Below are 21,569 nucleotides of genomic sequence, written 5' to 3'. Positions count from 1 at the left end.
TGTTAAAATGTGCAGGGTTTACTGATTTCAATCAAAACCAATATGGACAGAAGGTGAATACTTTGTTACTTTAGCGATACGAACTTGAAATTGGTAAGACCAATTGACTCCGGGCAAAAAGGCGTAAGACAGGGAATATGGCCTACAGCAAAATTCGCCAACCAAAACTATCCGATGTGATTGAGCAGCAGCTGGAGTTTTTAATCCTCGAGGGGACACTGCGCCCGGGTGAGAAACTTCCGCCAGAACGCGAGCTGGCTAAACAGTTCGACGTATCCCGCCCCTCTCTGCGTGAGGCGATTCAACGCCTCGAAGCAAAGGGCTTGCTGCTTCGTCGCCAGGGCGGCGGAACCTTTGTTCAAAACAGCCTGTGGCAGAGCTTCAGCGATCCGCTGGTAGAACTTCTCTCTGACCACCCAGAATCCCAGTTTGATCTGCTTGAGACCCGTCACGCGCTTGAAGGTATCGCGGCCTATTACGCCGCCCTTCGCAGCACTGATGAAGATCGCGTGCGTATCCGCGAACTGCATCAGGCCATTGAACGGGCACAGCAGTCCGGCGACTTAGACGCCGAGTCCAATGCCGTCGTCCAGTATCAGATTGCCGTCACCGAAGCGGCACACAACGTAGTGCTCCTCCATCTGCTACGCTGCATGGAGCCGATGCTGGCCCAGAACGTTCGTCAAAATTTTGAATTGTTGTATGCCCGTCGGGACATGCTCCCGCTGGTAAGCAACCATCGCACCCGAGTATTCGAGGCGATAATGGCCGGGGAACCGGAGCAGGCGCGCGAAGCGTCGCACCGACATCTGGCTTTCATTGAGGAAATCTTGCTGGACCGCAGCCGAGAACAATCGCGTCGCGAACGTTCATTACGCCGCATACAGCAACGAAAGGATTAAGCGCCAGGTACTTTTAGAGCGCGGCAACTAAACGCAGAACCTGTCTTATTGTGTTTTCTGACGAAAATACAATGGGACAGGTTCCAGACAAATCAACGTATTAGATAGATAAGGAATACCCCCATGTCAGAACGTCTCCAAAATGACGTGGATCCGATTGAAACTCGCGACTGGCTACAGGCGATCGAATCGGTCATCCGTGAAGAAGGTGTTGAGCGCGCTCAGTATCTGATTGATCAGCTGCTTTCTGAAGCCCGCAAAGGCGGCGTGAAGGTTGCTTCAGGTGCAGGGGCTAGCAACTACGTAAACACGATTGCCGTTGAAGACGAACCGGAATACCCGGGCAATCTGGATCTGGAACGCCGTATCCGTTCTGCCATCCGCTGGAACGCCATCATGACCGTTCTGCGTGCGTCCAAGAAAGATCTGGAGCTGGGTGGCCACATGGCGTCCTTCCAGTCCTCTGCGACCGTTTACGAAGTGTGCTTCAACCACTTCTTCCGTGCTGCTAACGAGAAAGACGGCGGCGACCTGGTGTACTTCCAGGGCCACATCTCTCCGGGCATCTATGCACGTGCATTCCTGGAAGGTCGTCTGACTGAAGAGCAGATGAACAACTTCCGTCAGGAAGTTCACGGTAAAGGTCTGTCTTCTTACCCGCACCCTAAACTGATGCCTGAATTCTGGCAGTTCCCGACCGTATCCATGGGTCTGGGCCCAATTGGTGCAATCTATCAGGCGAAATTCCTGAAGTACCTGGAACACCGCGGTCTGAAAGATACCTCTGAGCAAACCGTTTACGCCTTCCTGGGCGACGGTGAGATGGATGAGCCAGAATCTAAAGGTGCGATCACCATCGCTACCCGTGAGAAGCTGGACAACCTGTGCTTCATCATCAACTGTAACCTGCAGCGTCTGGATGGTCCGGTAACCGGTAACGGTAAGATCATCAACGAACTGGAAGGCATCTTCGCAGGTGCTGGCTGGAACGTTATCAAAGTAATGTGGGGTTCCCGTTGGGACGAACTGCTGCGTAAAGACACCAGCGGTAAACTGATCCAGCTGATGAACGAAACCGTTGACGGTGACTACCAGACCTTCAAATCCAAAGACGGTGCCTACGTTCGTGAGCACTTCTTCGGCAAATATCCTGAAACCGCCGCACTGGTTGCAGACTGGACTGACGAGCAGATCTGGGCGCTGAACCGTGGTGGTCACGATCCGAAGAAAATCTACGCAGCACTGAAAAAAGCGCGCGAAACCAAAGGTAAAGCGACTGTAATCCTGGCCCACACCATCAAAGGTTACGGCATGGGTGATACCGCAGAAGGTAAAAACATCGCTCACCAGGTTAAGAAAATGAACATGGACGGCGTGCGCTATATTCGCGACCGCTTCAACGTGCCAGTGACCGATGAGCAGGTAGAAAACCTGTCTTACATCACCTTCCCGGAAGGTTCTGAAGAGTACAAGTACCTGCACGAACGTCGTCAGGCGCTGAAAGGCTACCTGCCAGCTCGTCAGCCTAACTTCACCGAGAAACTGGAACTGCCAGCGCTGGAAGACTTCTCTCAGCTGCTGGAAGAGCAGAACAAAGAGATCTCCACCACTATCGCTTTCGTTCGTGCCCTGAACGTGATGCTGAAGAACAAGTCGATCAAAGATCGTCTGGTGCCAATCATCGCTGACGAAGCGCGTACTTTCGGTATGGAAGGTCTGTTCCGTCAGATCGGTATCTACAGCCCGAACGGCCAGCAGTACACCCCGCAGGACCGTGAGCAGGTTGCATACTACAAAGAAGACGAGAAAGGTCAGATCCTGCAGGAAGGTATCAACGAGCTGGGCGCAGGCGCATCCTGGCTGGCTGCTGCGACCTCCTACAGCACCAACAACCTGCCGATGATCCCGTTCTACATTTACTACTCCATGTTCGGGTTCCAGCGTATCGGTGACCTGTGCTGGCAGGCAGGCGACCAGCAGGCTCGCGGCTTCCTGATTGGTGGTACTTCCGGTCGTACGACCCTGAACGGTGAAGGTCTGCAGCACGAAGATGGCCACAGCCACATTCAGTCTCTGACTATCCCTAACTGTATCTCTTACGACCCGTCTTACGCGTACGAAGTGGCAGTCATCATGCATGACGGTCTGCAGCGCATGTACGGCGAAGCGCAAGAGAACATTTACTACTACATCACCACCCTGAACGAAAACTACCACATGCCGGCAATGCCAGCAGGTGCCGAGGAAGGTATCCGTAAAGGTATCTACAAACTCGAAACCATCGAAGGTAGCAAAGGTAAAGTTCAGCTGCTGGGCTCTGGTTCTATTCTGCGTCACGTTCGTGAAGCAGCGCAGATCCTGGCGAAAGACTACGGTGTGGGTTCCGACGTGTACAGCGTGACCTCCTTCACTGAACTGGCGCGTGATGGTCAGGATTGTGAGCGCTGGAACATGCTGCACCCAATGGAAACCCCACGCGTTCCGTACATCGCTCAGGTGATGAACGACGCGCCAGCGGTGGCGTCTACTGACTATATGAAACTGTTCGCTGAGCAGGTTCGTACTTACGTTCCAGCTGATGATTATCGCGTACTGGGTACTGACGGCTTCGGTCGTTCTGACAGCCGCGAAAACCTGCGTCACCACTTCGAAGTTGATGCTTCTTACGTGGTTGTAGCAGCACTGGGCGAACTGGCTAAACGTGGCGAAATCGATAAGAAAGTGGTTGCGGACGCAATTACCAAATTCAACATCGATGCAGAAAAAGTTAACCCGCGTCTGGCGTAAGAGGTAAAAGAATAATGGCTATCGAAATCAATGTACCGGACATCGGGGCTGATGAAGTTGAAATCACCGAAATCCTGGTCAAAGTAGGCGACAAAGTTGAAGCTGAACAGTCGCTGATCACCGTAGAAGGCGACAAAGCCTCTATGGAAGTCCCGTCTCCTCAGGCTGGCATCGTTAAAGAGATCAAAGTCTCTGTTGGCGATAAAACCGAGACTGGCAAACTGATCATGATTTTCGATTCCGCCGACGGTGCAGCAGCTGCTGCACCTGCGCAGGAAGAGAAGAAAGAAGCTCCGGCCGCCGCTGCTCCAGCAGCTGCCGCGGCAGCGAAAGAAGTTAACGTGCCTGACATCGGCGGTGACGAAGTTGAAGTCACTGAAATCCTGGTGAAAGTGGGCGATACCGTTGCGGCTGAGCAGTCTCTGATCACCGTAGAAGGCGATAAAGCGTCTATGGAAGTGCCGGCGCCGTTCGCGGGCACCGTTAAAGAGATCAAGATCAACACCGGTGACAAAGTGTCTACCGGCTCTCTGATCATGATCTTCGAAGTGGCGGGTGCTGCACCTGCCGCTGCGCCAGCTCAGGCTGCTGCTCCGGCTCCAGCGGCTGCACCAGCAGCAGGCGGTGTGAAAGACGTTAACGTTCCTGACATCGGCGGTGACGAAGTCGAAGTGACCGAAGTGATGGTGAAAGTGGGCGACAAAGTTGCCGCTGAACAGTCACTGATCACCGTTGAAGGCGACAAAGCCTCTATGGAAGTGCCTGCGCCGTTCGCGGGTACCGTTAAAGAGATCAAAATCAGCACCGGCGACAAAGTCTCTACCGGCTCTCTGATCATGGTCTTCGAAGTGGAAGGCGCTGCGCCTGCAGCCGCTCCGGCTGCCGCGGCTGCTCCAGCACCGGCTGCTGCACCGGCTCAGGCTGCTAAACCAGCGGCACCTGCTGCAAAAGCGGAAAGCAAATCTGAGTTCGCTGAAAACGACGCTTACGTCCACGCGACCCCGCTGATTCGTCGCCTGGCGCGCGAATTCGGCGTGAACCTGGCGAAAGTGAAAGGGACTGGCCGTAAAGGTCGTATCCTGCGCGAAGACGTTCAGGCTTATGTGAAAGACGCGGTGAAACGCGCTGAAGCTGCACCAGCTGCAGCCGCAGGCGGCGGTATCCCTGGCATGCTGCCATGGCCGAAAGTGGACTTCAGCAAGTTCGGTGAAATTGAAGAAGTGGAACTGGGCCGCATCCAGAAAATCTCTGGTGCTAACCTGAGCCGTAACTGGGTCATGATCCCGCACGTTACGCACTTCGACAAAACCGATATCACCGATCTGGAAGCGTTCCGTAAACAGCAGAACGCCGAAGCTGAGAAGCGTAAACTGGACGTGAAATTCACCCCAGTGGTCTTCATCATGAAAGCCGTTGCCGCTGCCCTGGAGCAGATGCCACGCTTCAACAGCTCCCTGTCCGAAGATGGCCAGAAGCTGACGCTGAAGAAATACATCAACATCGGTGTTGCGGTTGATACGCCAAATGGTCTGGTTGTTCCGGTCTTCAAAGACGTGAACAAGAAGAGCATCACTGAGCTGTCCCGTGAACTGACCACCATCTCCAAAAAAGCGCGTGATGGTAAGCTGACTGCCGGCGAAATGCAGGGCGGCTGCTTCACTATCTCCAGCATCGGCGGCCTAGGTACTACCCACTTCGCACCGATTGTTAACGCGCCGGAAGTGGCTATTCTCGGTGTGTCCAAGTCCGCGATGGAGCCGGTGTGGAATGGCAAAGAGTTCGTGCCGCGTCTGATGATGCCAATCTCTCTGTCCTTCGACCACCGCGTGATCGACGGTGCTGATGGTGCGCGTTTCATCACCATCATCAACAACATGCTGAGCGACATTCGCCGCCTGGTGATGTAAGTGAAAAGCCGGCCAGTCGGCCGGCTTTTTTCTGTTAATCTCATGTGGTTTGTGAGGTTATTGGCGAAAGCGACAATTCGTGAGCCGTTTGTTGTTTCAAAATTGTTAACAATTTTGTAAACTGCGGGCGGATAGAACGTCCCGGTGGATGAAGGGCGACAAGTACCTGGACCGCCGGAAATCAATAAGAGGTCATGATGAGTACTGAAATCAAAACTCAGGTCGTGGTACTTGGGGCAGGTCCCGCAGGTTACTCTGCAGCCTTCCGTTGCGCTGATTTAGGTCTGGAAACCGTCATCGTAGAACGTTACAACACCCTTGGTGGTGTTTGTCTGAACGTAGGTTGTATCCCTTCTAAAGCGCTGCTGCACGTAGCGAAAGTTATCGAAGAAGCCAAAGCGCTGGCTGAACACGGTATCGTCTTCGGCGAGCCGAAAACCGATATCGATAAAATCCGTACCTGGAAAGAGAAAGTTATCACTCAGCTGACCGGTGGTCTGGCTGGCATGGCGAAAGGCCGTAAAGTGAAAGTGGTTAACGGTCTGGGTAAATTCACCGGCGCGAACACCCTTGAAGTGGAAGGCGAAAACGGCAAAACCGTAATCAACTTCGACAACGCGATCATCGCGGCGGGCTCTCGTCCAATCGAACTGCCATTCATTCCACATGAAGATCCACGCGTGTGGGATTCCACCGATGCCCTGGAACTGAAAACCGTTCCAAAACGTCTGCTGGTTATGGGCGGCGGTATCATCGGTCTGGAAATGGGTACCGTGTACCATGCACTGGGTTCAGACATTGACGTGGTTGAAATGTTCGACCAGGTTATCCCGGCTGCGGATAAAGACATCGTTAAAGTCTTCACCAAGCGTATCAGCAAGAAATTCAACCTGATGCTGGAAACCAAAGTGACTGCCGTTGAAGCGAAAGAAGACGGTATTTACGTTTCCATGGAAGGTAAAAAAGCGCCATCCGAACCACAGCGTTACGACGCCGTGCTGGTGGCGATCGGCCGTGTGCCGAACGGTAAGAACCTCGACGCGGGCAAAGCTGGCGTGGAAGTGGACGACCGTGGCTTCATCCGCGTTGACAAACAGCTGCGCACTAACGTGCCGCACATCTTTGCTATCGGCGATATCGTCGGTCAGCCAATGCTGGCGCACAAAGGTGTTCACGAAGGTCACGTTGCCGCTGAAGTTATCGCCGGCATGAAACACTACTTCGATCCGAAAGTGATCCCATCTATCGCGTACACCGAGCCAGAAGTGGCATGGGTCGGTCTGACCGAGAAAGAAGCGAAAGAGAAAGGCATCAGCTACGAAACCGCCACCTTCCCGTGGGCTGCTTCTGGCCGTGCTATCGCTTCCGATTGCGCAGACGGTATGACCAAACTGATCTTCGACAAAGAGACTCACCGCGTTATCGGTGGTGCGATTGTCGGTACCAACGGCGGCGAGCTGCTGGGTGAAATCGGTCTGGCGATCGAAATGGGTTGCGACGCGGAAGACATCGCGCTGACCATCCACGCTCACCCAACTCTGCACGAGTCCGTGGGCCTGGCGGCAGAAGTGTTTGAAGGTAGCATCACCGACCTGCCAAACGCGAAAGCGAAGAAGAAATAAGTTTCTTCAGACAAAAAAAGCGGCCTGTGGCCGCTTTTTTTATGTGCTGGATTCAGGGAGCCACAGGCTGCCAGGTTTTATCCGGGTTATAGGCGGTTAACGCCTGGGCTTTCTGCTCAGAGTCATTGCCGAGATCGGCCTGGTACACTTTGTCATCCTGGTTTATGACAAAGCTCATGACGCCTGTCTGGCCATAGCTGACGGGCCATGCCACCATCGCAAAGCCTTTCTCATAAGGCAGGATACGGAACCGATAGCCGTGATAGCCTGCACCGGGCTCTTTGGGGCTGAAGGCCGGCCCCAGCGGGCTGGGGGCTTCACCCGGCGAAACGGGCCAGTAGAGACCATCTTTTTTCCCTTCAGAGCTGACAATTTTCTGCGCGTATTTTTGATTCATGGCGAAATAGCTCTGCTGGGCATCCACATAGGCATGTAATGCTTCGATGGCGGCAAGCTCGTTACGCCCGATCTCGCGGGTCAGGATCTCCTCGGCGCCCTCCTTGATATCGAATTGCCATCCGGCAGCGGTTTTGACAACCGGGATGGGCAACTGCCAGTCGTTATTTCCGACGACCAGATGCGCCGTATTACCGTCGATAACCGTGTTGTGCCGCACCTTCCAGTCGCGCAGGAAACGATCGACGGCATCAGGATCGACCCCTTCAGGCGGCAGAAAATCGCGCCAGTTCTCTCCAAGCAGATTGTTCATTGCCGTTTCATTCTGCTCACTGATGGCATGCGCCAGCGCATCGGTCGCCTGAACGGGCGTGCTGAAGGATTGCTGTGCCATCGCAGCGGTGGACATCATGAACAACACCATTCCACAGACAAGATTCTTTTTCATGTTGGCTCCCTTAACGATGACGGAATTCACGGTGTTCAGCACGTCCGGCAGGGGCCTGACGCGGCTGCTGATGACGGGCAGCCAGTTGTCTGCTTTGCGCCCCCCGTTGCTGCTGGGCTTGCCAGTTGGCAGAGCGGCTGTCGTTGCCGCTCAAGGCATTTGCGCGAGACTGGCTGGTTCGCTGCGGGATATGGCGTTGCTGGGCTGGCTGCGCGATCCGTTTCTCCTGTCGCTGGGTTACGGCAGGGTGATTATCACGCTGCTGCGAGGTGGTTCGCTTTGCCGTTTGCGGTCTGGTGTCGTAGCCACGGTAGTTGTTGCGCTGGGATATCTGCTTCAGCTGTTCGCCTGAAGCCTGGCGCTGTGCATCTCTGGTTCCCGGACGCGCGGTTTGCGGGAAGGTTTTGCCTGTCGATTTCTCCATCTGGCTCAGGGCCGCCTGACGCTGGCTGTCGCGGTTAATCGGTTTTTGCTGCGTAGAACTGAGCCCCGTTACCGTGTCAGTGGAATGGAAGCGGTTATTGAGCTGGCTGGTGGGGTAGGGCACACCTTCCCGATATGCCGGGTTATGCTGCCAGGTGCGGTTGGCATCCGTTAGGCGTTGGCCACTGATTTTATTGAAGTTCTCAACGTTGATATTGATATTGTTATCACCGTTGCGGTTATAGCCGCCGTGATTCCAGTCATCGTCATGATGGTGGTCCCAGTCGTCGTCATCATCCCAGTCGATGTTGCTGAAGATGGCGTAGGTTGTCGCCACGCCCAGGCTGAAGCCTAAGCCTTTGACCAGACTATCCGTAAACTGCTCTCCCGGAGAAGGAGGAAGATAGGTTGGCGGGTAAGCCGTGTTTGGCCAGGTACCGTAAACGGTATTGGGGTTATAGGTGGGGACGTATACGACCTGCGGATCCGCGGATTCAATTTTGATCACCGTCGGGGCAGGCGTGGTGGAAGTCGTCGATTCGCTGGTGGCCGATTTGGCCGGGGCAGGTTTCGTCACGGTGGTGACCGTCTGCTGAGGCGTTGATTGTAAGGCGCCGGTCTTTTGAGCCAGCGCGCGCAGGCGTTGGACGGAATCCATGACATCCTTCGGTTGCGCGAGAAACGCATCCCCCAGATTTTGTACCCACGGCGGGTTTTCACCCATCAGCGACATCAGTTGAGGAAACGCGACCAACGATTTTACGCTGGGATCCCAGGGCTGGCTGGCAACGGCCTGGATAGCGGCGTCTCCTTCCATTTTAGGGTTGTCTTTGGACCACTGCGCCGCCTGGATGACGTTGGCCGGGTAGGTCGAGGCCATTAAAATTTGTGACAGCAGGGCATCCGGATAGAGCGCGATGGGAGCAACCCACTGATCGATTTGCGCGGCCGTATAGGCTGGGGCGACGACAGAGGCGGGTTGCGCTGCTGCGGGGGTTACCGGTTGTTGTGCGACGGGAGCGGGGGCGACAGGCTCTGTCGCCCGACTTTTGACAAACATGACGCCTGAGGCGGCAAACAGCCCGGCACTGCACAGAAGAACAAGCAGATGTGGTTTAAAGGGCAACTTCATAAAATGACTCCAACGAGACAAGCGCTGTGCCGTGAGGCGTTACGGTTGGCGTGAGTATTATTCACTCGCCTTTTACTGTTTTGACTTTTGTTGGGGAACTGCCGGTACGTCCGGATAAAGAGTGTGAGTATTTATTACACAATTATATGTGATAGCTGAAAAGCCGCTGGATTTCAGAAGGCCGCTCTTGCGAGCGGCCAGCAGCTAGTTGCCGAGGTTGACAACAAACAGCACCGTGATGTCGGATATGTTCCAGCCACCGTGCAGTGCCGTAAGCAGTAAACCGAGCGCAACGATCAGCGCAGTGATTCGCATCTCCATTGCGTGCGTTCCTGTACAGGCTACGCGGGTTCATTCTTCACCGGGAAAGGCAGAACCTGGCAAGTTGATGTTGCCGCGTAGATGAAGGAACTGCTCCCGGGCCCGGTGACTGGTTGCTACACCAGCGGAGCAGGCCGCGGAGAAGAATAGTCAATTCAATGGATCTGAAGAAGGCAAAAAATGCAATTACATGGGCTTTCATACGAAATGGGAAGGCGCTACGCAAAATCGTGATAGCAGCTTGCAAGCCCACAGGGAGTGATGCACAATATTTCACGTTGGTGTTGCCGCAAATCTGCCAACCCGGTGTGCTACCATCGCAAGGCAACAAATAAACCGCTTTCAGGCGGTTTTTTTGTTGCCAAAATTCCCCCCGTCAGCCCTCTACACCATGCTTAACGATTCAGCAAATTTTTTAATGTTGCTTTTTTGTAAACGGATTAACACTGTGCAGAAATCCTGCTATGCTGCCCGACGCGGTATCGGGCATTTACCCTACAAACTGCTGTCTCACAGGAGCGTGAAGAGAACGCCCGCCGCATATGACAATGAGAGCGAGGAGAACCGTCGTGCTAGAAGAATACCGTAAGCACGTAGCAGAACGTGCCGCCGAGGGAATTGTACCCAAACCGTTAGATGCAACCCAAATGGCCGCGCTCGTCGAGCTGCTGAAGAACCCGCCTAAGGGCGAAGAAGAATTCCTGTTAGATCTGCTGATCAACCGCGTACCGCCTGGCGTAGATGAAGCTGCCTACGTAAAAGCCGGATTCCTTGCTGCTATCGCCAAAGGCGAAGCCACCTCCCCACTGGTTACTCCTGAAAAAGCCATTGAACTGCTCGGCACCATGCAGGGTGGTTATAACATTCATCCGCTGATTGACGCGCTGGATAACGACAAGCTGGCACCGATTGCCGCTAAAGCGCTCTCTTCAACGCTGCTGATGTTCGATAACTTCTACGATGTGGAAGAAAAAGCCAAAGCAGGCAACGTCTATGCGAAGCAGGTGATGCAGTCCTGGGCCGATGCCGAATGGTTCCTGAACCGTCCTGCGCTGGCTGAAAAAATTACCGTTACCGTATTCAAAGTCACCGGTGAAACCAACACTGATGACCTCTCTCCGGCACCGGATGCATGGTCTCGCCCGGATATCCCGCTGCACGCTCTGGCGATGCTGAAAAACGCCCGTGAAGGCATTGAGCCGGATCAGCCAGGCGTTGTCGGCCCGATCAAACAGATCGAAGCGTTGCAGAAAAAAGGGTTCCCGCTGGCTTACGTCGGTGACGTAGTCGGTACCGGTTCTTCCCGTAAATCCGCCACTAACTCCGTCCTGTGGTTTATGGGTGACGATATTCCGCATGTGCCGAACAAACGCGGTGGCGGCCTGTGCCTGGGCGGTAAGATTGCCCCAATCTTCTTCAACACCATGGAAGATGCTGGCGCACTGCCAATTGAAGTGGATGTCTCTAACCTGAACATGGGCGACGTGATTGACGTTTACCCGTATAAAGGTGAAGTCCGTAACCACGACACCAACGAGCTGCTGGCGAGCTTCGAGCTGAAAACCGACGTACTGATCGACGAAGTGCGTGCCGGTGGCCGTATCCCGCTGATCATCGGTCGTGGCCTGACCACCAAAGCGCGTGAAGCGCTGGGTCTGCCGCACTCAGACGTGTTCCGTCATGCGAAAGACGTAGCAGAAAGCAATCGTGGCTTCTCGCTGGCGCAGAAAATGGTTGGCCGCGCGTGCGGCGTGGCCGGTATCCGTCCTGGCGCTTACTGCGAGCCGAAGATGACCTCTGTGGGCTCTCAGGACACCACTGGCCCAATGACCCGTGACGAGCTGAAAGACCTGGCGTGCCTGGGCTTCTCGTCCGATCTGGTCATGCAGTCCTTCTGTCACACGGCGGCGTATCCGAAGCCGGTTGACGTAACCACGCACCACACGCTGCCAGACTTCATCATGAACCGTGGCGGCGTCTCTCTGCGTCCGGGCGACGGCGTTATCCACTCCTGGCTGAACCGTATGCTGCTGCCGGATACCGTGGGTACCGGCGGTGACTCCCATACCCGTTTCCCGATTGGTATCTCCTTCCCGGCGGGCTCCGGTCTGGTGGCGTTTGCCGCAGCGACCGGCGTGATGCCGCTGGATATGCCGGAATCGGTACTGGTGCGCTTCAAAGGTAAAATGCAGCCGGGTATCACCCTGCGCGACCTGGTTCACGCTATCCCGCTGTATGCCATCAAACAGGGCCTGCTGACCGTTGAGAAGAAAGGTAAGAAAAACATCTTCTCTGGCCGCATCCTGGAAATTGAAGGGCTGCCGGATCTCAAAGTTGAGCAGGCATTCGAGCTGACCGATGCGTCTGCAGAGCGTTCCGCCGCGGGTTGTACCATCAAGCTGAACAAAGAGCCGATCATTGAGTATCTGAACTCTAACATCGTCCTGCTGAAGTGGATGATTGCGGAAGGCTACGGCGACCGTCGTACGCTGGAGCGTCGTATTCAGGGGATGGAGAAATGGCTGGCGGATCCGCAGCTGCTGGAAGCCGATGCTGACGCAGAATATGCGGCGGTGATCGACATCGATCTGGCAGACATTAAAGAGCCAATTCTCTGTGCACCGAACGATCCTGACGATGCGCGTCTGCTGTCTGACGTGCAGGGCGATAAGATCGACGAAGTGTTCATCGGTTCCTGTATGACTAACATCGGTCACTTCCGTGCTGCCGGTAAACTGCTGGATACTCATAAAGGCCAACTGCCAACCCGCCTTTGGGTAGCGCCACCAACCCGTATGGATGCGGCGCAGCTGACTGAAGAGGGTTACTACAGCGTGTTTGGTAAGAGCGGTGCGCGCATCGAAATCCCGGGCTGTTCCCTGTGTATGGGTAACCAGGCGCGCGTGGCAGACGGTGCGACGGTGGTTTCCACCTCTACCCGTAACTTCCCGAACCGTTTAGGTACCGGTGCGAACGTCTACCTGGCGTCTGCTGAGCTGGCGGCGGTTGCGGCGCTGATTGGCAAACTGCCAACGCCGGAAGAGTACCAGACCTTCGTTGCTCAGGTTGATAAGACGGCGGTGGATACCTATCGCTATCTGAACTTCGACCAGCTCTCTCAGTACACCGAGAAAGCTGACGGGGTGATCTTCCAGACGGCGGTATAAAAGCAAAACCGTCTCCACGAGACGGTTTTTAGTGTTTGCACCCTCTCCCGTGGGAGAGGGCCGGGGTGAGGGCATCAGGCCGCAGGGCCTTGCTCTCACCTTTTTATTTTCATTCCTCCCACCTCACACGCTTTTTTTCTGCCTCTCTGCTGCGATAATTACCGTAATGGCTTTGCAGAGGAAAACACTATGGATTACGAATTTCTGCGCGACATCACCGGGGTGGTGAAAGTGCGTATGTCGATGGGCCACGAAGCCGTTGGACACTGGTTTAACGAAGAAGTGAAAGAAAATCTAGCGCTTCTTGATGAAGTTGAACAGGCGGCGAATACGATAAAAGGCAGTGAACGCTCCTGGCAACGTGCGGGTCATGAATACACGCTGTGGATGGATGGCGAAGAGGTGATGGTGCGGGCCAACCAGCTGGAATTCTCGGGCGACGAGATGGAAGAGGGGATGAGCTACTACGACGAAGAGAGCCTGTCGCTGTGCGGCGTGGAGGACTTTCTGCAGGTCGTGTCGGCGTACCGGGAGTTTATGAAACAGAAATAAATGAAATTCCCTCCGAAGCGTGTCGGAGGGAATCCGCTGGTTTCGCTCTACAGCAAAAATCTCACAAAATTAGCGGTCGGGTTGGTCGCCGCAACGGGTGACGCCCCCTTGGCGCTGAATGACCACGCCTGACATTGGGAAACGCCTGGCATACCATCGTTGCGTACAAGGAATTGCACGCCGCCAGGGTTTTGCGGCGGATCGCCAGCCGGCATTCCGCAGGCTATCAGGAAATCAATGTCACTGTGTTTACTCCGCAGCTCCGCTACCCGCTGTTCCCAGCCCGCCGGGCGAACACCGTTCTGCGTAAAATAATCCAGGCAGATATCAATGCTAAATGGCTTATCGTCAGCATAAGTATTGGTGAAGTAATCGGTGATGACGATCCCATGCACTGATTCTGCCGACACTTCACTGCTGCTGCCAATATGAATGATTTGACCATTCGGCAATTGGGCTGAAATATGACCTGGGATCGCGTGACCGTTCACCTGAGGAAAGAAATCAATTGTGGAAACGTAGCGTTTTGGCCACATCGTCAGAGATTTATCGCTACGGGTATTCTGCCCGCACAGCAGCCAATTCACAGCGTGAAAAACGGGATCGTGGCAGGGCGTCTTCTCACTCTCTTTATCGTCGCGGTAGAGGATGGCACATGTTCCCGCCAGAAACGTGATGGCAGAAGAGGGATCCCCGGAACGGGCCGGGAAGGCATCAATCAGCCTGTTAACGTAGTCGCTGACATGGTCCATGTAGAAGTCACCGAGTTGCATGAGTTCATCTTCACTGAGCACATTACTCCAGCGGGTATTCCAGAAAAATTCCGGAAGTGTGACAAAGGTATGGTCCCAGTTACCGGTGTCAGTTTCCAGCACCGCTTTGAGCTCAGCAATAACCTGGCTCAGACGAAACTCCATCCGCTCTTTGGCGTGAGTCAGAAGATCGTTATCCGCACTTCGCAGGTCGTCTGCCTCGTGCGTAAAGGAGTCAGCACGCCAGGAAAGAATTCGAATTGTCATTTTACACCTCGTGATTGATCAGGATAAAAAAAGAGTTTTTTCAGCGTTACGACGTGCTGTCAGGCCCGCCAGGACCTGACCACCCGCATGGTTCCATTTCAGAAATTCGTCGGCGGCGCCGTTAACGTCTCCGCTGTTCACTTTGCGTAACAGGGTTGAACTCTTCAGATTGGCCGGGCCCAGATTGAAGGCGAAGCTCACCAGAGCATCGAACTGGTTCTGAGTCACCTCCACAGTCAGCATGTTGTTAACCTCGTGCTCAAAACGCTGCAGGTCATCACGAAGGAGCTGTTCTGCGGCTTCTGCGGTGATGGTCCGCGTGCCGCCTGGCGGGATCGGGTTTTCGACGTGACCATAACCGATAGTCGGAATACCGACTGCGTCTTTGTAGGTGGTTAAACGCAGGCCTTCGTACTGTTTGATAAGGGCAATGCCGCCATTGCCGGTTGTTTTCAAAGCATTACTCATGGCTATTCTCCTTTACGGGGACGGGGGTCATACGGTGGATAAATTCATCAAGCAGGCGCAGCACCGCTTCCGGCGGTTCCTGAGCGACAAAATCAATTTCAATATCAATGTTCTGGCTGTCCGTTTTGCCCTCATGGGGCTGGGGCGCCATCGTGACGTGGAAGTGACCCCGCTCTCCCTGTCCTGTCAGCGTGCTGATGGCTTCTGTGGCATCACCGCGAACGGTCAGGCGCATCTTCATTCTCTCCATTGACAGATTGCGCGGTGGAGCAAGTGTCACCAGCGGTACGTTCAATCGATGCCCGTCATCCAGCTGAAGCTCGGCATAGTCGGGTTTGTAGCTGCCGTCCGGGGCCTGCTCAAATAGCTGCGAGAGCACGGCAACGTACTGATGGGCCATATACTGGTTGGCGCTAAAGGCGGCGTGCTGGAGCCCTTGTACCAGGGCATCTAATCCCATCGCGTGGTTGCCCTTGTTGCCGGCAGGGGGCGGCGGCGTTCCGTCATCGCCCCCGCCGCCACCTCCGTCATTGCTTCCGGCGTTCTCCTCCTCCCCGGCGGGAGAAGGAGACGGAGTTGCGGCAGAGGGGGGATCTGACGATACCGTCGTCGGTTTATCTGCCGGGGGTTCGGTACTGGCTTCAGGCTTTACATCGCCGGGCGTTTTACGGCTGAACCAGAATCGACGTGAATCAGGCATATTTTTTCTCCATCAGGCAGGTGCCCGTTAACCGGACACCTGTAAGGGGTAATAAATGCGTTTAAATGCGTTGTACGGGTTAGCCGTTACCCCCCTGAGCAGGCGCGGCTGGGGCTGGTGCTGGTGTAATCAGACCTGAACTGTTGGTTGCAGGCAGCTCAGCGGGTTGATCTCCAGCGCGTTGTGCCGGTTTGGTAGCAGCATTGGTCAGATAATCGACCACGCGGCTAAGTGCTTCCGGCATCGGCTGACGTTTAACGGAGGTGTGGATGGAGTATTTGGCACGGGTATCGGTCGAACGGGTCTGTTCTGACTTATGGCTCACGCTGCCCTTGACGCTAACGGAGAATGGACCCCAGCCGATTTTGCCCTCCAGGGAGCCTTCCTGGCTGCTGCTTTCATTGCTGGCTGCGCTCTGATGGATCTCAAGCTCGAAGTCGATGGTCCCTTCTTCGATACAGATGATGGGGTGCACCACTGCCGCCAGCAGAGGAATACGCATGACTTTGGTTTGCGTACCGGTCGTCACGCCTTTCTCATCGACGAGGGTCTCCTCATAATCAAACTGTACCGAAACGGCTTTGCCATCTTTAATACAGACGCTTAATAAGAAATCGGTATAACTTTTGGCTGCCTGGGTTTGGGCTTTAATCATTGCCTGTAATGGCGCGGAAATCATACTGTCTAGCGGCAATGAACTAATAACTGAACCAATAAATCCGGTATCAACATTTGCATCTGGCATAATTCATTCCTCGATGTTTGGGGGGAGCAGAATATGTCTGCCCATTAATCATGGATATCGATTAAAAAAGCATCTATGCGCTTAAAGTTATGTTTTCGGAAATCATTGTGTCTGTATGGAATGGTCTGTATCGAAAGTTACATGGCGAAATGAGACGGGCTGTGCTTAATAAATTAAACCGGCATTACTCCTGCAATTGAAAGTTTCTCCTGGTGTTATTACTTTTCATCCCGCAGCAACCGTTGTTTTAGGTTTGTTTGAAGGGTTTAAGTGCCGCTAACAAGATAACGATTATTTAAGTGGGACGACAATGAATATACTTATTTATGATGAATTGCCGCTGTTCATTCATGGCATCCGATGCCGTTGGGCGGAACTTGCGCCCGCATTACACATCACAGCAGCACATACCGAAGATGAGGTCTGGAAAGGTTTAATAAAAGTCAGGACGGATGTTGTTATTCTGGATGCGGATTATGAAATAGAGAAAAAAAGAGCGTTATTAACCCAGTTAAAATCGCAGGCGGACACTATTTTAGTGTTGATGAATTTTTCACGGCTGGATAATGTCAACCCGATTTATTTTCTGGAATGTGGTGCGGCAGGGATTTTAACCAAGAAAATGGAGTCGGAAGAGTTATTGCAGGCAATTGAATGGGTGCGGCAAGGGAGAATATATTTACCGGATAGTTGCCTGCGCGAACATAAATTAATACGCATGCAGAATTATCCATCCCCGCTGTGCACACTATCACCCCGACAACGTGAGATTCTGCATCTTGTTGTTCAGGGAAATAGCAATAAGCAAATTTGTCGTGTACTCGGGATTGCGGAAGGGACGGTTAAAAATCACCTTCACGCCCTGTTTCGTCAACTGGGAGTCAGAAACCGCACGGAAGCGGCGATGATACTGGCCCAAACGACTGTTTAGGAAAATAACCAGCATGATAAAGAAGGAAAAATCATCACTTTTCCTTCTTTGTCTGCTTACCTGCGTCTTACACGGCCGGAATATTGCGGCCGTAGTAGATTTCGCGCATCTCTTTCCAGAGCAGGTCGGTAATGACCTTACGTTCTTCTTCGTTTAAATCTTCTGGCTTTGTGTGGAACATGTAGTGCTTAAGGTCAAACTCCTTAAGCAGCATCTTGGTGTGGAAGATGTTCTCCTGATACACGTTCACATCCATCATGTCGTACAGCGATTTCATGTCCTCGGACATAAAGTTCTGAATGGAGTTGATCTCGTGATCGATAAAGTGCTTCATGCCATTGATATCGCGCGTAAAACCACGCACACGATAATCAATGGTGACGATATCGGATTCCAGCTGGTGAATTAAATAGTTCAGCGCGTTTAGCGGGGAGATCACGCCGCAGGTGGATACTTCGATATCGGCGCGGAACGTGCACAGGCCGCCTTCCGGGTGGCTCTCCGGGTAGGTGTGCACGCAGATATGGCTTTTATCAAGGTGGGCGACAACCACTTCAGGCAGCGGGCCCGGGTGCTCGGTTTTGTCGATAAGCTTAGGATCGACCGGCTCTTCGCTGACCAGAATGGTCACGCTGGCGCCCTGAGGTTCATAATCCTGGCGGGCGATGTTCAGAATATTTGCGCCGATAATAGAGCAGGTTTCCGACAGGATCTCGGTCAGTCGGTTGGCATTGTAGAGTTCATCGATATAGGCGATGTAGCCATCGCGCTCTTCCGCTGTTTTGGCATAGCAGATATCGTAAATACAAAAACTCAGGCTTTTGGTCAGGTTGTTAAAGCCATGCAGTTTAAGCTTTTTCAATTAGTTCACCCCCTGGGAGGACAGTGCATCTTGCAGGTACTGCGGCAAGGCAAAGGCTGCGGTATGGACCGCCGGATTGTAGTAACGGCACTGGAGACCTGCCTGATGGAAGCGCGCCTGGATAATCTCCGTGGAGAGATGACGCAGGACGTCGTTATCCGTCGCCCAGGCAAAGGTCATGATCCCGCCGTAGTAGGTCGGAATGGCAGCCTGATAAAAGCTAACATCGCCAAAATAGGTGCTCAGTTTGCGGTGGCTGTCGAGCGCTTCATCCTGCTGCAGGAAGCAGACGCCATTTTGCGCCACGAAGATACCGCCAGGGTTCAGACAACGCTTGCAACCCTCGTAGAACGATGAGGTAAACAGCGAGGCGCCCGGGCCGATAGGGTCGGTACAGTCGGAGATAATGACGTCAAACATCTGATTCGTCTGGTTGACGAAGTTCACGCCATCGTCAATCACCAGCTTAAAGCGCGGATCGTCGTAGCTACCCGCGTTATGGTTAGGCAGGTACTGACGACAGAATGAGACCACGCCCGCGTCGATCTCTACCATGGTGATGGTTTCAATGGACTGGTGGCGGGAGACTTCGCGCAGCATCGCCCCGTCGCCGCCGCCGATAATCAGCACGTGCTTCGCGTGGCCATGGGCCAGCAGCGGGACGTGGGTCATCATCTCATGATAGATAAACTCATCTCGCTCGGTGGTTTGCACCACGCCGTCCAGCGCCATTACGCGGCCAAAAGCGGCATTCTCGAAGATGATCAGATCCTGATGATCGGTTTTCTCATGATATAGCACGTTATCAACGGCAAAGTACTGACCAAACTGGTCATGCAGTGTTTCATGCCACAACGTGTGGTCGGCCATACGCGGACTCCTCTTCGTTAACATCCGTTACACTCACGAAAAATGAGCGAAACATGATAGCTAACTATAACCGTGGTTGCACGGTTCCAGGCGAAACAAGAGGCGCCGGGAAGGTTATTTCACGTAGGCGAGCAGGCTAAGCGAATCGCGGGCCAGCGCTTTGCATTTTTTTGCCGTTGGGATGCCAATACCGCTTAAATCACGGTAACTGTCTTCACCGAGCGCTTTCATGTCGAAGCTGTCGTAGTTGCTGAGGTCCCATTGGTTCTGCTGGGCAAAAAAGACCAGTGCGCGACGAATTTGCCCGTTGGGTAAATTCTGGTAGCCACAATCATTTTTCAGGAACACAAAAACCGCCGTCAGATCGGCCATATCTTCCGCTTCATTTTCACTGAGCGCATAGCTGTTCGCACACATTGCCATCAGGCTGGTGAACAAAATTGTCCTGAAAAACGTCTTCATTGCTTCTACCACTGCATCACGGAAAATCAACGTTAGCATATTTGGTGCCAGTGCGACGATCTTTATTATTGCCGCGTTACTTGACCTTCCGGTAAGGGGAGGGTTTATGCTCAAAAGATCGTCTGCACGAAATAAGGAAATGAATATGCAACGTCGTGAATTTCTAAAATATTCCGTTGCGTTGGGGGTTGCCAGCGCATTACCACTGTGGAGTCGCGCGGTTCTGGCGGCTGACAGACCTGCCTTACCCATTCCTGATTTATTGACCGCCGATGCCCGTGGCCGTATCCAGCTGGTGGTTCAGTCCGGTAAAATGGCCTTTGGCAAATATAACGCCACCACCTGGGGCTATAACGGCAATGTGCTTGGCCCGGCGTTGCAACTGCGCAGAGGAAAAGCCGTCACCGTTGATATTCACAACACGCTGGCAGAAGAGACGACGCTGCACTGGCACGGGCTGGAAGTGCCGGGCGAGGTCGACGGCGGCCCGCAAGGGATTATAAAAGCGGGCGGGAAGCGCACCGTGACCTTTACCCCCGAGCAGCGGGCGGCAACTTGCTGGTTCCACCCGCATCAGCATGGCAAAACGGGCCATCAGGTGGCCATGGGGCTGGCAGGCCTGGTGCTGATTGAAGATGACGAAAGTCGCTTGCTGCGTCTGCCCAAACAGTGGGGTATCGACGATGTGCCGGTCATTGTGCAGGACAAAAAATTCTCCACAGACGGTCAGATTGATTATCAGCTGGATGTGATGACCGCGGCGGTAGGCTGGTTTGGCGATACGCTGCTGACCAATGGCGCGATCTACCCCCAGCACGCTGCACCAAAAGGCTGGCTGCGGTTACGTCTGCTCAACGGATGCAACGCGCGCTCGCTGAACTTTGCCACCAGCGATAATCGTCCGTTGTACGTCGTGGCGAGCGACGGAGGACTGCTGCCTGAGCCGGTCAAAGTGAATGAACTCCCTGTGCTGATGGGCGAGCGCTTTGAGGTGTTGGTGGACATCAGCGACGGTAAGTCATTTGACCTGGTGACGCTCCCGGTCAGCCAGATGGGGATGGCCGTTGCGCCATTCGATAAGCCGCACCCGGTTTTACGTATTCAGCCGCTGCAGATCACCGCCTCCGGTACGCTGCCGGACACCCTAACCACGCTGCCGGCGCTTCCATCGTTGGCTGGGCTTACGCAACGTAAGCTGCAGCTCTCCATGGATCCGATGCTCGACATGATGGGCATGCAGGCGCTGATGAAAAAGTATGGCGATCAGGCGATGGCGGGGATGCACCACGGGCAGATGATGGGCCATATGAACATGGATCACGGCAAGATGGGCGGTATGAATCACGGCGGTCACGGGTTTGATTTCCACAATGCCAACATGATCAACGGCCAGGCGTTCGATATGAACACGCCAATGTTTGCTGCTACAAAAGGGCAGTTTGAGCGCTGGGTGATTTCAGGCGAAGGCGACATGATGCTGCATCCGTTCCATATTCACGGCACCCAGTTCCGTATTCTTTCAGAGAACGGCAAAGCGCCGGATGCGCATCGCGCGGGCTGGAAAGATACAGTGAGAGTGGAAGGCGGCGTCAGCGAGGTGCTGGTGAAGTTTGACCACGAGGCGCCGAAGGAGTTTGCCTATATGGCGCACTGTCATCTGCTGGAGCATGAAGATACGGGGATGATGCTGGGTTTTACCGTATAAAAAAAGCCGGGTGGCGGCTTCGCCTTACCCGGCCTTGTATTATCCTCCCGTACAGAAAGAACCGGCCAGTTCTTTCTGTCAGGCAGTCCACATGCCGTACCCGGCCTTAGGCCACGAACCTGTATCGTAGATCCCTGCAGTGGACTGCCC

Annotated in this window: 17 protein-coding genes; 8 read left to right on the top strand and 9 right to left on the bottom strand. The window is 54.0% G+C overall.

From position 1 onward, the window contains the following. The first annotated feature begins 137 nt into the window (after positions 1-137). The 4 genes from pdhR to lpdA all read left to right on the top strand — a co-directional run bounded on the left by pdhR (position 138) and on the right by lpdA (position 7,218). The gene (gene pdhR, locus PUZ33_RS10890) at positions 138-902 is read left to right on the top strand and encodes a pyruvate dehydrogenase complex transcriptional repressor PdhR (RefSeq protein WP_013095596.1); all 765 of its coding nucleotides are present in this window, start codon (positions 138-140) and stop codon (positions 900-902) included. Positions 903-1,025: 123 nt separating this feature from the next. Then, the gene (gene aceE / locus PUZ33_RS10885; protein WP_013095597.1) at positions 1,026-3,689 is read left to right on the top strand and encodes a pyruvate dehydrogenase (acetyl-transferring), homodimeric type; all 2,664 of its coding nucleotides are present in this window, start codon (positions 1,026-1,028) and stop codon (positions 3,687-3,689) included. Between the two features lie 14 nt (positions 3,690-3,703). Next, positions 3,704-5,596, top strand: coding sequence for a pyruvate dehydrogenase complex dihydrolipoyllysine-residue acetyltransferase (gene aceF / locus PUZ33_RS10880; protein WP_023620930.1), 1,893 nt, complete (start codon positions 3,704-3,706; stop codon positions 5,594-5,596). Between the two features lie 197 nt (positions 5,597-5,793). Beyond that, positions 5,794-7,218 (top strand): dihydrolipoyl dehydrogenase, encoded by a 1,425-nt coding sequence (lpdA, locus tag PUZ33_RS10875; protein WP_014830669.1) that lies wholly within the window; start codon positions 5,794-5,796, stop codon positions 7,216-7,218. Positions 7,219-7,270: 52 nt separating this feature from the next. Here the strand turns inward: lpdA and PUZ33_RS10870 are convergent, their stop codons facing one another. Together PUZ33_RS10870 and PUZ33_RS10865 are read right to left on the bottom strand one after the other, a co-directional pair. Further along, a complete protein-coding gene (locus PUZ33_RS10870; protein ID WP_058681545.1) occupies positions 7,271-8,062 on the bottom strand; it encodes a DUF2950 family protein in 792 nt (263 codons plus the stop codon). Positions 8,063-8,072: 10 nt separating this feature from the next. Continuing rightward, the gene (locus PUZ33_RS10865) at positions 8,073-9,617 is read right to left on the bottom strand and encodes a DUF3300 domain-containing protein (protein WP_058681546.1); all 1,545 of its coding nucleotides are present in this window, start codon (positions 9,615-9,617) and stop codon (positions 8,073-8,075) included. A gap of 890 nt (positions 9,618-10,507) precedes the next feature. On the opposite strand from PUZ33_RS10865, the gene acnB reads away from it, so the two are divergent. Both acnB and yacL read left to right on the top strand, forming a co-directional pair. Continuing rightward, positions 10,508-13,105: a bifunctional aconitate hydratase 2/2-methylisocitrate dehydratase gene (acnB, locus tag PUZ33_RS10860; protein WP_013095602.1), complete on the top strand. Its 2,598-nt coding sequence runs from the start codon at positions 10,508-10,510 to the stop codon at positions 13,103-13,105. Positions 13,106-13,294: 189 nt separating this feature from the next. Further along, on the top strand, positions 13,295-13,657 hold the full coding sequence (yacL, locus tag PUZ33_RS10855) for a protein YacL (RefSeq protein ID WP_057071081.1): 363 nt from the start codon (positions 13,295-13,297) through the stop codon (positions 13,655-13,657). 47 nt (positions 13,658-13,704) lie between these two features. Here yacL and PUZ33_RS10850 read toward each other — a convergent pair whose 3' ends face one another. From PUZ33_RS10850 to PUZ33_RS10835, 4 genes are all read right to left on the bottom strand, one after another. Next, complete coding sequence (locus tag PUZ33_RS10850; protein ID WP_058681547.1) at positions 13,705-14,676, bottom strand: hypothetical protein; 972 nt, start codon at positions 14,674-14,676, stop codon at positions 13,705-13,707. Positions 14,677-14,694: 18 nt separating this feature from the next. Further along, positions 14,695-15,144, bottom strand: coding sequence for a lysozyme (locus PUZ33_RS10845; RefSeq protein WP_013095605.1), 450 nt, complete (start codon positions 15,142-15,144; stop codon positions 14,695-14,697). After that, a complete protein-coding gene (locus PUZ33_RS10840; protein WP_045902556.1) occupies positions 15,137-15,844 on the bottom strand; it encodes a DUF2589 domain-containing protein in 708 nt (235 codons plus the stop codon). The genes PUZ33_RS10845 and PUZ33_RS10840 overlap by 8 nt, the downstream gene beginning before the upstream one ends. Positions 15,845-15,923: 79 nt before the next feature. Next, positions 15,924-16,589, bottom strand: coding sequence for a DUF2589 domain-containing protein (locus PUZ33_RS10835; RefSeq protein WP_058681548.1), 666 nt, complete (start codon positions 16,587-16,589; stop codon positions 15,924-15,926). Positions 16,590-16,899: 310 nt separating this feature from the next. Between PUZ33_RS10835 and PUZ33_RS10830 the strand changes: the two genes are divergently transcribed. Then, positions 16,900-17,520: a LuxR C-terminal-related transcriptional regulator gene (locus PUZ33_RS10830; protein ID WP_013095608.1), complete on the top strand. Its 621-nt coding sequence runs from the start codon at positions 16,900-16,902 to the stop codon at positions 17,518-17,520. 67 nt (positions 17,521-17,587) lie between these two features. Here PUZ33_RS10830 and speD read toward each other — a convergent pair whose 3' ends face one another. The 3 genes from speD to PUZ33_RS10815 all read right to left on the bottom strand — a co-directional run bounded on the left by speD (position 17,588) and on the right by PUZ33_RS10815 (position 19,714). Continuing rightward, positions 17,588-18,382 (bottom strand): adenosylmethionine decarboxylase, encoded by a 795-nt coding sequence (gene speD, locus PUZ33_RS10825; protein ID WP_058681549.1) that lies wholly within the window; start codon positions 18,380-18,382, stop codon positions 17,588-17,590. Continuing rightward, the gene (speE, locus tag PUZ33_RS10820) at positions 18,383-19,252 is read right to left on the bottom strand and encodes a polyamine aminopropyltransferase (protein ID WP_058681550.1); all 870 of its coding nucleotides are present in this window, start codon (positions 19,250-19,252) and stop codon (positions 18,383-18,385) included. It lies immediately after the preceding gene. 114 nt (positions 19,253-19,366) lie between these two features. Further along, complete coding sequence (locus PUZ33_RS10815) at positions 19,367-19,714, bottom strand: YacC family pilotin-like protein (protein WP_014830675.1); 348 nt, start codon at positions 19,712-19,714, stop codon at positions 19,367-19,369. Positions 19,715-19,859: 145 nt separating this feature from the next. Between PUZ33_RS10815 and cueO the strand changes: the two genes are divergently transcribed. Then, positions 19,860-21,419 carry a multicopper oxidase CueO gene (gene cueO / locus PUZ33_RS10810; RefSeq protein WP_058681551.1) on the top strand — a complete coding sequence of 520 codons (1,560 nt, stop codon included), beginning with the start codon at positions 19,860-19,862 and terminating at the stop codon, positions 21,417-21,419. Positions 21,420-21,569: the final 150 nt, after the last annotated feature.

Origin of the sequence: Enterobacter cloacae complex sp. 2022EL-00981 (genome assembly GCF_028737495.1) — a bacterium.
GTDB lineage: Bacteria > Pseudomonadota > Gammaproteobacteria > Enterobacterales > Enterobacteriaceae > Enterobacter > Enterobacter cloacae.
This window is presented reverse-complemented; position numbering and strand designations above follow the sequence as displayed.

Excerpts from the sequence above, each read along its gene's own strand:
- PUZ33_RS10815 (WP_014830675.1), bottom strand. The coding sequence starts at position 19,714 with ATGAAGACGTTTTTCAGGACAATTTTGTTCACCAGCCTGATGGCAATG.
- PUZ33_RS10850 (WP_058681547.1), bottom strand. The coding sequence starts at position 14,676 with ATGACAATTCGAATTCTTTCCTGGCGTGCTGACTCCTTTACGCACGAG.
- PUZ33_RS10840 (WP_045902556.1), bottom strand. The coding sequence starts at position 15,844 with ATGCCTGATTCACGTCGATTCTGGTTCAGCCGTAAAACGCCCGGCGAT.
- lpdA (WP_014830669.1), top strand. The coding sequence starts at position 5,794 with ATGAGTACTGAAATCAAAACTCAGGTCGTGGTACTTGGGGCAGGTCCC.
- yacL (WP_057071081.1), top strand. The coding sequence starts at position 13,295 with ATGGATTACGAATTTCTGCGCGACATCACCGGGGTGGTGAAAGTGCGT.
- speE (WP_058681550.1), bottom strand. The coding sequence starts at position 19,252 with ATGGCCGACCACACGTTGTGGCATGAAACACTGCATGACCAGTTTGGT.
- PUZ33_RS10865 (WP_058681546.1), bottom strand. The coding sequence starts at position 9,617 with ATGAAGTTGCCCTTTAAACCACATCTGCTTGTTCTTCTGTGCAGTGCC.
- aceF (WP_023620930.1), top strand. The coding sequence starts at position 3,704 with ATGGCTATCGAAATCAATGTACCGGACATCGGGGCTGATGAAGTTGAA.
- PUZ33_RS10845 (WP_013095605.1), bottom strand. The coding sequence starts at position 15,144 with ATGAGTAATGCTTTGAAAACAACCGGCAATGGCGGCATTGCCCTTATC.
- pdhR (WP_013095596.1), top strand. The coding sequence starts at position 138 with ATGGCCTACAGCAAAATTCGCCAACCAAAACTATCCGATGTGATTGAG.
- PUZ33_RS10830 (WP_013095608.1), top strand. The coding sequence starts at position 16,900 with ATGAATATACTTATTTATGATGAATTGCCGCTGTTCATTCATGGCATC.
- PUZ33_RS10870 (WP_058681545.1), bottom strand. The coding sequence starts at position 8,062 with ATGAAAAAGAATCTTGTCTGTGGAATGGTGTTGTTCATGATGTCCACC.
- aceE (WP_013095597.1), top strand. The coding sequence starts at position 1,026 with ATGTCAGAACGTCTCCAAAATGACGTGGATCCGATTGAAACTCGCGAC.
- cueO (WP_058681551.1), top strand. The coding sequence starts at position 19,860 with ATGCAACGTCGTGAATTTCTAAAATATTCCGTTGCGTTGGGGGTTGCC.
- PUZ33_RS10835 (WP_058681548.1), bottom strand. The coding sequence starts at position 16,589 with ATGCCAGATGCAAATGTTGATACCGGATTTATTGGTTCAGTTATTAGT.